The sequence below is a fragment of the Paraburkholderia dipogonis genome (genome assembly GCF_046027395.1).
GTDB classification, from domain to species: Bacteria; Pseudomonadota; Gammaproteobacteria; order Burkholderiales; family Burkholderiaceae; genus Paraburkholderia; species Paraburkholderia dipogonis_A.
This window is the reverse complement of sequence record NZ_JAQQEG010000006.1, coordinates 55,102-69,980: the sequence shown is the minus strand read 5'-3', so window position 1 is coordinate 69,980 and position 14,879 is coordinate 55,102. Positions and strand designations below refer to the sequence as shown.

Annotated in this window: 13 protein-coding genes; 6 read left to right on the top strand and 7 right to left on the bottom strand. The window is 59.0% G+C overall.

Features of this window, described 5'->3' with window-relative positions; translation table 11 throughout:
* Positions 1–28: 28 nt before the first annotated feature.
* Positions 29–874, bottom strand: a complete 846-nt coding sequence (locus tag PQR32_RS08090) for a 4Fe-4S dicluster domain-containing protein (RefSeq protein ID WP_408224188.1) — start codon at positions 872–874, stop codon at positions 29–31.
* Complete coding sequence (locus PQR32_RS08085) at positions 871–3,828, bottom strand: molybdopterin-dependent oxidoreductase (RefSeq protein WP_408224185.1); 2,958 nt, start codon at positions 3,826–3,828, stop codon at positions 871–873. Before PQR32_RS08085 ends, PQR32_RS08090 begins: the two co-directional genes overlap by 4 nt.
* 434 nt (positions 3,829–4,262) lie before the next feature.
* Between PQR32_RS08085 and PQR32_RS08080 the strand changes: the two genes are divergently transcribed.
* On the top strand, positions 4,263–4,796 hold the full coding sequence (locus tag PQR32_RS08080) for a MarR family winged helix-turn-helix transcriptional regulator (RefSeq protein ID WP_408224182.1): 534 nt from the start codon (positions 4,263–4,265) through the stop codon (positions 4,794–4,796).
* Positions 4,797–4,818: 22 nt separating this feature from the next.
* On the opposite strand, the gene PQR32_RS08075 is transcribed toward PQR32_RS08080, so the two are convergent.
* Positions 4,819–5,754: a LysR family transcriptional regulator gene (locus PQR32_RS08075; RefSeq protein WP_408224179.1), complete on the bottom strand. Its 936-nt coding sequence runs from the start codon at positions 5,752–5,754 to the stop codon at positions 4,819–4,821.
* Between the two features lie 183 nt (positions 5,755–5,937).
* Here PQR32_RS08075 and gtdA point away from each other — a divergent pair, with 183 nt between their 5' ends.
* From gtdA to PQR32_RS08055, 4 genes are all read left to right on the top strand, one after another.
* Positions 5,938–6,984, top strand: coding sequence for a gentisate 1,2-dioxygenase (gtdA, locus tag PQR32_RS08070; RefSeq protein WP_408224176.1), 1,047 nt, complete (start codon positions 5,938–5,940; stop codon positions 6,982–6,984).
* 74 nt (positions 6,985–7,058) lie between these two features.
* The gene (locus PQR32_RS08065; RefSeq protein ID WP_408224173.1) at positions 7,059–7,757 is read left to right on the top strand and encodes a fumarylacetoacetate hydrolase family protein; all 699 of its coding nucleotides are present in this window, start codon (positions 7,059–7,061) and stop codon (positions 7,755–7,757) included.
* A 33-nt stretch (positions 7,758–7,790) separates the two neighbouring features.
* Entirely contained in the window at positions 7,791–8,432 is a 642-nt protein-coding gene (maiA, locus tag PQR32_RS08060; protein WP_408224170.1) for a maleylacetoacetate isomerase, read from the top strand.
* A gap of 83 nt (positions 8,433–8,515) precedes the next feature.
* The gene (locus PQR32_RS08055; protein ID WP_408224167.1) at positions 8,516–9,721 is read left to right on the top strand and encodes a 3-hydroxybenzoate 6-monooxygenase; all 1,206 of its coding nucleotides are present in this window, start codon (positions 8,516–8,518) and stop codon (positions 9,719–9,721) included.
* Positions 9,722–9,771: 50 nt separating this feature from the next.
* Here PQR32_RS08055 and PQR32_RS08050 read toward each other — a convergent pair whose 3' ends face one another.
* Together PQR32_RS08050 and PQR32_RS08045 are read right to left on the bottom strand one after the other, a co-directional pair.
* Positions 9,772–9,924, bottom strand: coding sequence for a hypothetical protein (locus tag PQR32_RS08050; RefSeq protein ID WP_408224164.1), 153 nt, complete (start codon positions 9,922–9,924; stop codon positions 9,772–9,774).
* 100 nt (positions 9,925–10,024) lie between these two features.
* Positions 10,025–10,759, bottom strand: coding sequence for a TetR/AcrR family transcriptional regulator (locus PQR32_RS08045; protein ID WP_408224161.1), 735 nt, complete (start codon positions 10,757–10,759; stop codon positions 10,025–10,027).
* Positions 10,760–11,369: 610 nt separating this feature from the next.
* Here PQR32_RS08045 and PQR32_RS08040 point away from each other — a divergent pair.
* Positions 11,370–12,239, top strand: a complete 870-nt coding sequence (locus PQR32_RS08040; RefSeq protein WP_408224158.1) for an acyl-CoA dehydrogenase family protein — start codon at positions 11,370–11,372, stop codon at positions 12,237–12,239.
* 235 nt (positions 12,240–12,474) lie between these two features.
* Here the strand turns inward: PQR32_RS08040 and PQR32_RS08035 are convergent, their stop codons facing one another.
* Both PQR32_RS08035 and PQR32_RS08030 read right to left on the bottom strand, forming a co-directional pair.
* A complete protein-coding gene (locus tag PQR32_RS08035; protein WP_408224155.1) occupies positions 12,475–13,545 on the bottom strand; it encodes a porin in 1,071 nt (356 codons plus the stop codon).
* A 309-nt stretch (positions 13,546–13,854) separates the two neighbouring features.
* Positions 13,855–14,874 carry an ABC transporter permease gene (locus PQR32_RS08030; protein WP_408224152.1) on the bottom strand — a complete coding sequence of 340 codons (1,020 nt, stop codon included), beginning with the start codon at positions 14,872–14,874 and terminating at the stop codon, positions 13,855–13,857.
* Positions 14,875–14,879: the final 5 nt, after the last annotated feature.

Genomic DNA, 14,879 nt, shown 5'->3' with positions numbered 1-14,879 from the left:
CAGCAGCGGCCCCACCAGACGGTGAGCGTCAACAGAGCAGCGTGCCGAGGTTGACGCTTCCTGAGCGCTCCCTGGTTGCGATGACCTTTTCGCTGCCGTCCTTTCTGATGCGCAATTCGATTGTCGAGGTCTGCTCCGTCAGACCAGAGAACCGGAAATCTCCAAAAATATCGGTTGTTGTTGTACGTTCTTCGCCGCCGGCGGAATCGTGCAATACAACTTCAACGCCTTCCAGGTTTCGCAGACGGCCGTCGTCAGTCGCTTCGCAGACGTTGCCCGCCACGAGATGGCTCAGGGCATCATCGAGGTGCCGGTAGAAGACGCGCGGCTTCGTGCCGAACTCCGGATGGATGACCGATAAGTGTTCGTTCTTCACCATCTCTTCCAGTTGTCTGTCCGGCACGTTCAGCGCGCGAATTGCCTTGGTCGGGCAGGCTTGCGCACAGCGCGGTTCTTTCCAGCCGGTGTCGAGCAGATGTGCGTCAAAGTTCCAGTTCTGTGGCACCTGTTCCTGTTCGTTCCATTCGATCATCCCGTACGGACAGGTCGTCACCAGCTCACGTCGGCCGCGTGACTTCACCGGATCAATGACTACGACGCCATCCGGGCGCTTGTAGATGGATCCATCTGCTGCCGCCTTGACGCACGGCGCATTGTCACAGTGATTGCACATCTGGGGAACGTAGGTGACGTCCACGAGCGCTCCCTCTCCTCGCACATGACGTTCGACCCGAATCGTGTCCAGGCCCTCCGGAGGATGAGGTGCCGAATAACCGGGGAACTCGTTGCCGGTGTACTCGTCTTTCGTCGAAATCACACAGTTTCTGCAATTGATGCAGAGCGAAACGTCGATTACCAATGCCCAGCCGGTCATGCTGCCTTCTCCATTGTTACGTCCCATTTCTCTACCTCCACCCAGCAACTGTTGGGGACAATCCCATCTGCGGTCGGGCTCATCTTTCGCCCAGGCGTCAGGAGGTTGAGACAACCCCCGCGATCGACCAGACCCACCGACGTCTGGATCAGGTCGAGTTCAGCGCATGATTCGTTGCCGCGCGCGACGCCGTCCGTGACGAGCTTCGATACGTCCACCGCGCAAATGACAGACGCCTGTGCGTTATAGACGCGGACCAGATCGCCGAACTGGATTCCGCGCGCCGATGCATCTTGAGGGCTCATTCGCAGAACCCAGTATCGATAGCCTCCAACGTTCATCCGGTGCTCGTTGATCGTGCTGATATGGCTGTTCTTCCCATCAGCCTGAGTGTGGAAACTGTAGACCGGATGGTTGGTCACCAGTTGGAGCGGGAAGCTCTGCTTCGCAGTGCTCCCGCTGTTGATGTATCGATTGACTGCCGGCCGGGCCGGATCGATCTGCTCAATACGGCGCAGGCTGGACGGCACAAACTCGAACTTGCCCGATTGCGTTGAGAGTCCCTGGCTGAATCCAGCCGAATAGACGCCAGGAAGGGGATTCGCTTCAGGTAGGTCTTTGGTGCGGTCTTCCGCGAACCAGCGCATATCCACCGGCTGCTTGTCATCGTCCTTGGGCGGCGGCACGACGTGGTATCCCTTTTGCAGGAATTTCTTCCAGGTCGTCTGCTTGGGCAAATCCGTGGAGTTGAACATCCGCTCGCACCAGGTCAGTTCCGATCCGCCGCCTTCCGAGTACATGCCGCCGTACCCGAGCCTTGTCAGGATCTCCAGGAATATCTGATAGTCGGATTTGGATTCGCCGAGAGGTTCGATGCACTTGTGCTGCATGATCATCATGCGGTGATTGAGCTGGCTCTGTGCATGCTGAATGTAGCCGCCACAGTTCGCCCATTCGGAGATGTCGTCACGTTCGAGCGCGGTGCACGCTGGCAGGATGATGTCCGCAAACTGCGCCTCGTTCTCCATCCATATCGATTGGTTCACGACAAACTCGAGGGATGGATCGCGATACGCATCCATCAGCCGGTTCGATCCGGGGACCGTGCCGAATGAAGAGGAGCCGTAGCGATACAGCATGTGAATCCGCGAATGGCCCGGCTTGGGATACGAATATTGACCGAATTGCCCTTCAATCGAGAAACCGTCCCACATATGGCCTTCAGCACTTCCCTGCATGATGGCCTCAGCCAGCCGTTGTCGAGGGACGGACTGCTTCACCGGATTGATCGTGATGATGTGAGGCATGCGGCAATAGTTATTGGCCGCGCTCGCGGTGTAGTTCAGGTCGCCCGAGATTCCACCCTCGGCGTAACCGGGGAAGTAGAAGTTCAGGTCTTGTGGTGCGCCGATTTGCAGATTCCCAAAGTTGATGCCAGGTTTTCCCCAACCCTGCATCGCCATCATCATCACCATACTGCGCGCCCACTGAGCGCCGGTCTCCGTGCGGCATGCGCCACCAAATCCGGCACCCAGGCCGCCAGCCGCAAGGTAGGTCTTCCTTGAAGCCCACAATTGCGCAAGACTGCGGACATCTTTCGCGGGAATGCCGGTTTCAACCTCCTGCCACTCCGGAGTTTTGGGCGTGCCATCCTCGTCGCCGAGAACGTAAGCGCGCCATTCGTCGAAGCCCGTCGTTCTCGATGCCACGTATTCCTTGTCATAGGTGCCATTGATCATCCATTCATGCATGATGGCGATCGCGAGCGCCGAGTCCGTGCCCGGTTTAATCTGCAACCACTTCCCGCCGAGAAACTGGGCGGACTGCGTCAGGTACGGGTCGATGTGAACGAACTTCATTCCGAGCTGTTTTGCCCACAGCCGACGTTCTGTGCCCTCGAATCCGGCATACACGCCACTAGTCGACTCGGGATCGCTCGACCAGAACACAATCACCTCTGCGTGTTCGAGACAATCCTCGGTCGTGCCGTAAAAGCTCGGCGTGCCCAGACGCAGACTGTTGCCGTAGTGATGCATGGCACCCCAGTACCAGCCTTCCCAGCTAATCGGGCTCATTTCGACACGCGTGTAGCCAATCAGATTGCCGAAGCGCTGCATGGCGCTCAGGTAGTAGTTGATGTTTCCCCACTGATGGTGAGCGCCCGTAGCCATGGCAATAGCCCCGGGGCCATGCTGCTGTTTCATGCGCGTGATTTCACCGGTAACAATATCGAGCGCCTCGTCCCAACTGATACGCTCGTAGCCCGAGATTCCGCGGCTTTGGGGATTGCGTTCTCCCTTCGGGTCGTAGTCGACTCGCTTCATCGGATAAAGGATGCGCTTGTCGGAGTACACGAGGGACTTGAGCGTGAGCGCGTGCGGGCTGACGGTTGCGCGCCGTGCAGGCGTAAAGCGGCGACCCCGTGCCGTGATGGTCCAGCTCGAGCCGTCTTCCTCCGTAAGATCGATGGGCGTGGTCCGGATGATCTTGCCGTCCTTGACGAACACGAAGACAGGCCCACCATTTGTCAGGGTGACGTAACGGGTGGTGCCGTCCTTCATCCGCATACCCTTGCGCCAGGACGCCGTCTTCATCGTGTTCACCAGTTGGCCGAACCAGACGAGAGCCTGATCGCTGCCACCCTGCGTGATCTTGAAGTTCTTGAGCGCATCGATCAGGAACGCGTGATCGGTCGTCGGCGCGAGCATCTGGCGTGCCGTGGCCGCATCCATGAAGACAAGCTCGGCGTCGGGCTGAGTGTTCACTCCCCAGCGCGCGGACACAGTGCCGTTTCTGAAATGGAGTTGTCTCGCCAGGCTGTTGTCCCGCAGACGGAGCTGGATTACCCAGTGTCCTGACCCGAGATGTTCACGCACGGAAGGAAACATACGCGCCGCCATGCGTAGAGCACTTGGCATCAGCCAGAGTATCAGTACAAGGATGTGTCTTTGCATACGAGTCTTTTCCTGAGCTGAAATGCGCCGGTGCGAGCGCGATAACTGACCGGGTTGTTGACGGAACTGCCAGTCCGCGTGGGTAACGATCCCGCCTCATGGCTCTTGTGAGTAAAGAGGGCGTGACCGTGACAAGGCGCGAAGCGCTGAGAGTTCCTCGCTCTTGCCCGTTATGCGCCAGCAATGCGGTCCCGCACCATCAGTGGATTCGCGGATACAGATGAACAAACCGGCATCTGTTGTATGATCTCCCTTGCGACGGATCATCTGCAAAAAGATGATTCCGCCTAAGATCGATTTATATCGAATGATGTGTTTCGGGATGAACAAAGTCAAGGACTCCAGGGAATCCCCCTGGAGAGATGCTTCGGATCGTCGTATTTTTCGCCAATCGGCTTGCCGCCGGACTGGCCCTTATGTGAAGGAATGAGCGAATGCCCAAGTCAAATTCCGCTGCGGCCAAAGCAACGATGGACGTTGCCGTACGACCGGCAGCAAAAGAACCCTCTGACGTATTCGATGATCGGGGCCGAACTGTGCCGTGGATGGCGCGAACGATACACAGGCTTTACGACGCGCAAGCACAGAAGATTCTCGACAGGGAGAATCTCGCGATCGCGTACTGGTACTACCTTCGAGTACTGGCCGAACGCGGTGAACTGAACCAGCTGGAACTCAGCAAGCGCGTGGGCATCGCCTCCACCACCGCGGTACCGGCCCTCGATAACCTTGAAAAACGCGGCCTCGTGCAACGAACCCGTGACCCAAACGACAGACGAAAGTACTTCGTCAATCTGCAGGACGAGGGCAAGCGGCTGGTCGATGAAATGCTGCCCGAGCTCACCGAGATGATTTCGGCATCGCTCGACGGGATCAGTCAAAAAGATATGCGCGTTTTCTGGAAGGTCATGCGTCAGATCGAGACGAACCTCACCCAGAAGTCTCAAGGCGATACGGTCGTGGATTGAACGCGGGCCGGCGTCTGAGGCCTTAGGCGGTGTGCCATTCTTTCATGTGCGGGTCAGCGAAAGCACGCAGGCTTTCCAGTGTCATGGCCACCGCCGCGCGATTGATGTTCTCGGCGTGCCAGTAGACCGAGACCGACCCAAAGCCTTCGAGTTGGATAGGCAAAATACGAAGGGCGTTCAACTGCTCGAAGCGCAGCGCGGCCCGATGCGATGCGACACCCACCAGTTCCGTGTTGTTCAGCAATGTCAGGTTGAGAATCGAGGAATTCGATTCCACGCAATGATCCGGCAGCGTGCGTCCCTCGGCCGTCAGCGCTGCCTCCAGTGCCGTTCGCACCGGCGTGCCTTGTGGCCAGACGATCCATGAAAATCCAAGCACGTCTTCCCAGGTGAGCGTCGACTTGCGGGCGAGTGGGTGCTGCGGTCCCGCGACGAAGTTGATCGGCTCCGTGTAAAGCGTCTGCGCTTGCAACTGCGGATCGTCGTACTGCTGGCCAGACCGGCCGACGACGATATCCAGCTCGCCGCGCGCTAACTGCGGCATCAACTGGTTCATCGTGCTCTCGACGAGTCGCACCTGTGCGCGAGGCATGCGCTCCAGGAGCCGGGAGACGGCGAGGGGCACTGTATCGGCCGCCGATACGCCCGACGTTCCAATGCTCACGAGTCCGCTGCCGCCTTCACGCATTGCCTGCATGTCGTCGCGCGCAACATCGAGGTGTGCTTCGATGCGACGCGCGTGTTCAATCAACGCCTCGCCATACGACGTGGGCCGCAAGCCGCGCGCGTGCCGCTCGAATAGCGGCAGGCCGACATCCTCCTCCAGTTCCTTGAGCCATTTCGACAACGCCGGCTGCGTCGTGTTGAGCGCCGCCGCCGACTGGCTCAGATTGCCTGTGCTCGCGAGGCTCAGCAGCACCTGCAGATGCCTCAGACGAAGACGGTAAGTCCAGTCCATCGCCTAATCCTCTCGTCAGATTCCCGCTATGTTTGCGGAGATATACCCGAAACCATATGGGCTAGATGTATTTGCCATTTTACTGAGTATAGCTTTGTCGCATATAAATAATGCGGAGGGTCTACAAGACCGGCGCGTGACCCGCGACGCGCCTGACCCACGAGACACCGAAAGGAGACGCGCATGACCAACCACGCTCCGGGCGCATCGCGCGCGGCCTACTACGAGCAAATCGCGCGGCAGCGCATGGCGCCACTGTGGGAATCGCTGCACAACCTCGTGCCGAAGACGCCGCAACCCAAAGCCCAGCCCGCGATCTGGAAATACGCGCAGGTGCGCGACCTCGTGATGCAGGCCGGTTCAGTCATCAGCGCCGAAGAGGCCGTGCGTCGCGTGCTGGTGCTCGAAAACCCCGGACTGCCCGGCAAGTCGAGCATGACGCCAAACCTGTACGCCGGACTGCAGTTGATCCTGCCCGGCGAAATCGCGCCGAGCCATCGGCATACGCAATCGGCGCTGCGCTTTATCGTCGAAGGCAAGGGCGCGTGGACGGCCGTCAACGGCGAGCGCACGACCATGCATCCGGGCGACTTCATCATCACGCCGTCGTGGACATGGCACGACCACGGAAATCCGTCCGTGGAAGACGGAGGCGAGCCCGTCGTGTGGCTCGATGGCCTGGACATTCCGCTTGTCGCGCAGATGGACGCCGGTTTCGCCGAGAACTATCCCGAGGCGACGCAGCCCGTGTCGCGCCCGGAAGGCGACAGCCTGGCGCGCTTTGGCCACAACATGGTGCCCGTGCGGCATCGCGTGACCGATCCCACTTCGCCGATTTTCAGCTACCCGTATGAGCGCAGCCGCGAAGCGCTCGACACGCTGTACCGCAACGGCGAACTCGACGAATGGGATGGCGTGAAGCTGCGCTATGTGAATCCGGCGACGGGCGGCTGGCCGATGCCGACCATTGCGACCTTCATGCAATACCTGCCTGCGGGCTTCAAGGGCCGCACCTATCGCAGCACCGATGCAACCGTGTACTGCGTCGTCGAAGGCAACGGCACCGTGAAGATCGGCAATGACGAATTCACCTTCGACCCTCACGACGTGTTCGTCGCGCCTTCATGGGCACCCGTGCAATTATCGGCGGCCGCGGAAAGCGTGCTGTTCAGCTATTCGGATCGTCCCGTGCTCGCCGCGCTGAATCTGCTACGCGAAGAACGCAGCTAATCATCGGCATTTTCTTACGCGCACCGCCGACGCGGCGCGTGCTTAATCCTCTTCTTTGCTGAGTCGAATTCATCATGGCTTTTGTATTTCCGCCCGAAGCTCCGATTGCCGTTCCCGTCGCTGGCAGCGATGCTCAATTCGCGGTACGTCGCGTCTATTGCGTGGGCCGCAATTACGCGGCGCACGCACGTGAAATGGGCTTCGATCCCGATCGTGAGCCGCCGTTTTTCTTCTGCAAACCCGCCGATGCCGTCGTGCCCGTTGCTGATGGCGAGACGCTCGAACTTGGATATCCGTCACAGACGCAGAACTACCACTACGAGGCCGAACTCGTCGCGGTGATCGGCAAGGGCGGCTCGGATATCGCCGTCGAACAGGCACTCGATCACGTATGGGGTTACGCGGTCGGCCTCGACATGACGCGCCGCGACTTGCAGATGAAAATGCGCGAAATGGGCCGTCCGTGGGAAATCGGCAAGGCCTTTGACCGTTCGGCGCCGATCGGCCCGATTCATCCCGCCAGTGCGGTCGGCCATTTTGAAAGTGGCGGCCTGTGGCTGACGGTCAACGGCGAGACGAAGCAGAAGAGCGATGTGTCGCATCTGATCTGGTCGGTGGCCGAAACCGTTGCGGACCTGTCGAAGTTCTTTCGCCTCGAACCGGGCGATGTGATCTTCACGGGCACGCCCGAAGGCGTTGGTTCGGTGAAGAGGGGCGACACGATGAAGGTAGGCGTCGAGCGTCTGGGGGAAGTGACGGTACGCGTGGCCTGATACACGTAATCTGCATTGGACGGAGGTCTACTCGTGCAACTCCATAGTTTCTTCAACAGCTCGACGTCGTACCGTGTGCGCATTGCACTCGCGCTCAAAGGTCTCGCGTACGACACGCTGCCCGTCAATATCCGCATCGGCGAACATCGCGCGGCGGACTACGTGGCGAACGTGAATCCGTCAGCGTCGGTGCCGGCGCTGATCGACGGCGATTTCAAACTCAGCCAGTCACTCGCGATCATCGACTACCTGGACCAGACGCATCCCGAGCCGCGCCTGATTCCGCTCGAACCGGCGTCGCGTGCGCGCGTGCTCGAATTCGCGTCACTGATTTCGTGCGACATTCATCCGGTCAACAACCTGCGTGTGCTGCGCTATCTGGAGGCCGAACTCAAGGTGACGCCGCAGCAGAAGACCGCGTGGTACCGACACTGGATTGCTGAAGGGATGGCCGCTGCCGAGCGCATGCTTGAACGCAGCAACGAAGGGCCTTGGTGCTTCGGCGCGCAGCCGACGCTTGCTGACGTGTCCCTCGTCCCGCAGATCGCCAACGCGCTGCGCATGGACTGCGATTTGAGCGCCTATCCGCGCAACCTCGCTGTGTATGAACACGCGTTGAAACACCCGGCGTTCGCTGCTGCGCAGCCGCAGCGGCAGCCGGATTACATTGCTTGATTGCGGGGCAATCATTTTGGATGAGACCGTAGTAAGCGCTAAAGCGCCAACTACGATCGATAGCTTTGCATGGGGAGACAGTCATGAGTGAGACAGACAAAGGGCGCCGCGTGCTCGTGATCGGCGGCGGGATTGGCGGCCTGGCCGCCGCGCTGGTGCTGGCGCGTCAGGGCATTCGTGTGCAGCTGCTCGAGCAGGCTCCGGAAATCCAGGAGATAGGCGCGGGCATCCAGCTGGCCGCGAACGCCTTCAACGCGCTCGATGCACTGGGTGTCGGCGAGGCGGCGCGCGGTCGGGCCGTGTTCACCGACTACCTGAGCCTGATGGACGCGCTCGACGCGAAGGAAATCGTCCGCGTCGACGTCGGCGCGCCGTATCGCGAGCGCTTCGGCAATCCGTATGCGGTGATTCATCGCGCGGACATCCATCTGTCGATTCTCGAAGCCGTCAAGGATCATCCGCTGATCCAGTTCCGCACGAACACGCAGGTCTGCACGCTCGATCAGGATGCCGACGGTGTCACCGTCACCGATCAGCATGGCGAGCGCTACAGCGCGGACGCGGTGATTGGTTGTGACGGCGTGAAGTCAGCGATACGCAAGGCGCTGATCGGCGACGAGCATCGCGTGACGGGACATGTCGTGTATCGCGCAGTCGTCGATGCCGAGAACATGCCCAAGGATCTGCAAATCAATGCGCCTGTCGTGTGGGCGGGTCCGCATTGTCACCTTGTGCACTATCCGCTGCGCGGCGGCCGGCAGTACAACCTCGTCGTCACGTTCCATAGCCGCGACAAGGAGGAATGGGGCGTGCGCGAAGGCAGCAAGCAGGAAGTGCTGTCGTACTTCGAGGGCATCCATCCGCTGCCGTACCAGATGCTCGACCGGCCGACTTCCTGGAAGCGCTGGGCCACGGCGGACCGCGATCCCGTGGAGCGCTGGAGCGACGGGCGCGCCACCGTGCTCGGCGACGCCGCGCACCCGATGACCCAGTACCTCGCCCAAGGCGCCTGTCAGGCGCTTGAAGACGCGGTCACGCTCGGCGCGGCCGTTGCCGCGACCGACGGCGATTTCGAAGCCGCGTTCAAACTGTACGAGACCGCACGTATTCCGCGCACGGCACGCGTGCTGTACTCGGCGCGGGAAATGGGCCGCATCTATCACGCGAAGGGTGTCGAGCGTCTGGTGCGTAACTCGCTTTGGGTCGGCCGCACGCAGGAGCAGTTCTACGACGCGTTGGCGTGGTTGCATGGCTGGCGCGCGGAAGATTGCCTGAAGGGCGTCGTTTGAGGACGAGGCTGTGCCGAGGACTCCACGATCTCACGATTCGCTTCGAATCACTATTGCTGGAATACGGCCTTCAGCTTTTCGGGAGAAAGTGAGGATGACATGTCGGCATCGGGTGGTGCGGTGGGATCGCACTTGGGGTCGAGACCCTTGGCACTGTCCGCAAACGGGAACGGCAAGATCGCCGGCGACTCTTTGTCGGACATGCGTGTACGAGTCGTTTGGAATAACTAATGGATTCAATCCGGGATTTGCGTGCGCCTGCGGATCTGTCGCGCCTGACGGCGACTGGACCGGTTGACCATTTCAGACTGCATTGGGCTTACGTGTTGGTTGATATGACATGAAAACTCGCCCATCTTCGGTATCGATCTTGTCGATCCACTTTGGCTTGCTGATGCCACCAGTGCCGGACGCCCATGCCTGAAGGCAATCGAGCGAGAACGTGACTCCTTTCTCGCAAAGCTCAGCCGTGCATCCAAGCCCGATGAGAGTCATCCGCACGCTGGCGTCCATGTATGAATTGGGGTGGTCCACGCCTTCCATGATTGTCTGAATGCAGTGTGCTGATGCCCCCCTCAGAAAATCGCTTACCGCGTCGATTCGCCCGTAGTGAAATTGACCGGAGGCTTTGCCATTCTGAAGATCGAGTGCCCTGTACCTCGCGACTAACGCATTGTGCGGCCAGGCGTCAACTCGCGTGACGTATGCGGCCCAGGTTTGGTCCAGAAGCGCTCGTAGCAAGAAGAGCCGAAATCCTACTGAGACACGCTGCCACGGCTCAACTAGCGCACTGTAGAGCGGGAGAATTTCCGCGGTCATCTGGTTACTGATCTCTTCGCCGATCGCCGCCATCACCTCATCAAGTGAATTGAAGTGGTTGTAGAACGTTCCCCGCGATACCTTCGCCTCACGAATGACGTCATCAATCACCGGCCTTGGTCCTCCACGCTTCACTAAAAGGCTCATCGCAGCGTCCAGCAGCTTCGTTCGCATCAGAACACGCTTACGGCCGGATGTTCTCGTGAGGTGGTCGATCAATTTTCGTGTCCCTAAAGAGAGCGCCTTGATCTTTTTGACATTTCGTCATTTTGACAAAAGCGAGTATAGAAAACCCGTACATCGTTCACTTCAGCTTGCCGCGAGAACGCAGTCCACATATATTTTCCTTGAAAACTCAGTCTAACCAGGTTTGCCGCGTTTAGCAGATGATAGTTGGGTTGTTCACTTGATTCCAGATATTCCCTGTAATACGAGTGATAAAGATCGCACATAGGATTCCAGGGTGCATCAGGAAATATACGTGGTCGTCGCGAAGAGAGCGTGCAGCCGATTGATGCGGTTGCTTATCCTGTTGGAAAGATCAATTTGACGGACTTTTATCATGGAAGATATTGTCTTTTCCGAAGAGAAAAAATACTCGATAAAAAACTGCTTCGTGTCTGTATGGGCCTGTTCGCAACGGGCGTAACAGTCGTCACTTACCTCGCGGATGGAAGACCGGTTACGGCGGTTACGAAGGCACTATCCGGTCGCATCTGGAAGTCTCTGCTGCGCTAGCGGACGCATGTGGTGGAACTGCGTGGGTCGTGTCGCTCATCAACGGTTGCGCGTGGTTTACCGGGCTCTTCCCGAAGCAGGCGCAGACGATGTGTTTGGAACCAATCCTGATGCGCGGGTGTCGGGCGTGTTCACGCCTACAACCCAGGTACGTCGTGTCGAGGGTGGGTTGGTCATGTCGGGCAAGTGGTACTTTTCATCGGGTTCACTGCACGCTCAATGGGCGATGCTCGGTTGCGTGGAGCATGACGAGAACGGGGCGGTCAAGGCTCAATATCTTGCGCTCGTCCCAATGAGCGAACTTACAATCGAGGACACCTGGTTCACGACTGGTATGCGTGGATCCGGCAGCAACTGCATCGTCGGAAAGGACGTATTCGTCCCGGACCACCGGCTGTTGGACATTATGGCGGCGGTCCGCGGCGAGTATTCGACTCCGTTCAAGGAAGAGGTCGCGTATCGCGCCGCATTCGGACCGGTATCGTCCATCGTCCTTATCGGTCCTCAGTTGGGCATCGGCCGCGCGGCGTTGAAGTACGTGATCGAGAAGGCACCTCAACGAGCAATCGCTTACACCTCGTTCACCAGGCAAACCGATTCGACCGTATTTCAGGTGCAAGTAGCGGAGGCAGCGTTGAAGATCGATAGCGCACATTTGCGCGCATTCCGTGCTGCCGATGAGATCGACGACTCGGCTCGCCGCAATGAGTCTCCAGACTACATCACCCGGACTCGGGTCCGCGCTGATACCGGCGTTATCGCGTCTGACATCACCGACGCGCTGAACACGCTGATATTTGCTCATGGCGCGGGAAGCTTTGCCGAAACGAGTCCGATGCAACGCTGGTGGCGCGATTCGAATACTGCGGCCCGTCATGCGATTGTCCTCCCTGCTATTGGAGCCGAGCTTTACGGGAAAGCTTTGCTGGGTCTGGAGAATACGGTCGCGCCGCTGGTATAGCCACGAGCGGTCGCGTTGATACGGCTTTGCCCGTCTTACCTGATGTGGTGCAAGATCATGTAGGACGGGCGGGGAAATATCTCCGTTTGCGTACCCGCATCCCGGAGTGAATAGCAATCCCCGGACGCGAACCTCGCCCGGACTGCGGGGAGGGTGGTACTCCAACGCTGGAAGCGCGCTTGCGCGCGACAAAAAGCGCTGACGTACAGGTATCCGTACGTCAGCCAGACATCGATCAGAAGAAGTGCATGATGCCGAAGTAGCCACCTTGCTGGTTGTGGCCAGGCAGCGGTTGGGAATCGGCCGTCTCAACCGGGAACGCGGAAGACTTGCCGTTGAACATCGCTCCAACGGTCAGATAGAGGAACGTCCGTTTTGACAGGTTGTAGGTGGTGCCGATGGCACCGAGATTTCCCGTACCGCCGCCATGATTCACGTTACCGTGATACCAGCCGGCCTGCAAGGCGAGGGCAGGGGTTGCCTGATAGGAGGCGCCAATCCACTCTTGCTGGCTCCGTGTCGCCGCGGAAGGGTTAAAAGAATCGGCGACCGTGTCTTGCCCTGATGAAACAAGTTGTTGATAGCCGGCGTAGAACTTCAGCCCACCCAATTGGTAGGTGGCCCCTGCCATGTATTCGCGCGACGCTGCATACAGGTTGGAGAATTTACCGTTGGCGTCGCGAAGTTCTTCGTACACACCGTAGGCGGCAAAATTCACGAGCGTGTACTGCGCGCTCACACTGAACTGGCGTCCGCCACGGAAGTTGCCAGCCTCATTACCGAATCCGTCCTGAACACGGAAGGAGAAACCGGCCCAGGTAGGTGAGTTGTAAGTGACGACGTTTGATCGCGGACCCCAAGCCCGCCCGAATGCGAAGTTACCGACACCTGTTCCCACTTGCTCACCTAGGGGATCGATGTACCAGCCTGTCTCGTCGGTGAGGCTCATGGCCCGTCCGAACCAGATGCTTCCGAATTTATCGTGGGACAAACCTACATACGCATCGCGGGTAAAGATCGTGTCGGGCGGCGTCTGGCCGGTACCGGAGGTGAAGAGGCTTTCGAGTTTAAAGACAGCATGCACGCCGCCTCCGAGGTCTTCGTCGCCTTTCAGGCCAAACCAGCTGTATCCGTACTGATTGCTGCCAAACCGGTAGTTGTTCTTCGACTTGCCGTCCGGTGTCGCGACGTTCGTGACAAAATCAAGGCCGGAAGCGACTCGCCCATACAGGGTTACGGTACTCTGCGCATACGCATTGCAGACACCGCATGCCATCAGAGTCGCGCAAGAAATTATCTTTTTCATTTCGGTATCCTCACTATAGAAAAGAGTCTCCAAAGATTGCCTGGCGACCTCTGCGGGGGCGCTGCAATCGGCTTGCCAAATCAGGTCCAGACGTTCTGGCGCAACGTTGAACCGGTCGGACGAGTGGTTCTGGGGATCAGCTTCCGCTCATCTACTGCCAATCCGAAACGGGTACCGTCATCCGAATGCGCGGGATGCGGTTAAACGATGCAACCAACCGGCTCCGCGCTCCCAGGTCCCCAGCCCGAACACCCGCCTTCCGAGCCAATGCAACGTGTGCCCGGAAGAGAGTGGCGCAGGCACCAGCTATTACTTTCCACTGCCAGTTTTGCGAAAAGTTCTTATCGCGGTTGGCAGATGGCGCACGGTGGTTGCGAGCAGAATCGCGCACGCCTGCACCAGCAGCTGAACCGCGGGCCCCGCGCCAAGTGCGAGTACAAGTTGGCCGAGCTGCGCCATGAACAGCGCCGCGACGGCGCTAGCGATAACGCTGCCTTTCCCGCCAGTGAATGGCGTGCCGCCGACAACTACAGCCGCGATCGCGGGAAGCAGATAGTCGTTACCTGACGTCTGCGACGCGCTACCAATGAATCCCGCCAGAAGCATTCCGGCGGCCGAGAAACACACCGCGGACGCGACATAAGCACCGATCCTGTATTGCAGAACCCTTACCCCTGCGGCCTCGGCCGCTCGTGGATTCACGCCCACAGCGACAAATCGCCGGCCTATGGCAGTCTTCCGGGTGATGACCCAGGCCGTTACCACGAAAACGAACGCAAACAGGACATTGGCCGGCAAGCCAACGAGCTGCGCGTGTGAGATGGTTTGCATGACGACCGGGACGTTGACCGGAACATTGCCGGTCAACGAACGGACACCCCCGATGAGAAGCGCGTTGACTGCCAGAGTCGCAACCAATGGTGTAATTGCGAACTTCGAAACCAGTATTCCATTGACGATTCCGACAATCGACCCCACGCACACCGTGAGAATCACTGCAAGGACAATGGAATCGAGGCCGAATCCGGTTCGGGCCATCACCACGCCGGCGAGCGAGACCATCCCGATTGCCGACATGTCGAGCCCGCGCTGCTGGATGACCAGGGTCTGGCCCGTTGCAACAATTGCCAGGATACCTGCGAACGGAAGCATGGCCAGAATCGAACCACGGGTCATGGTGCCTGGAGCGACCACTGAACTGACGGAGAAGAGAAGTATCAATCCGACCCAGATCCACCAGAACTCGCTGAATGCTGGAATTCGGACTGACCTCGATTTCGAGGAGGATGACCGCAGACGATTCGATACCACGTCTGCCTGATTGCTCATGACCT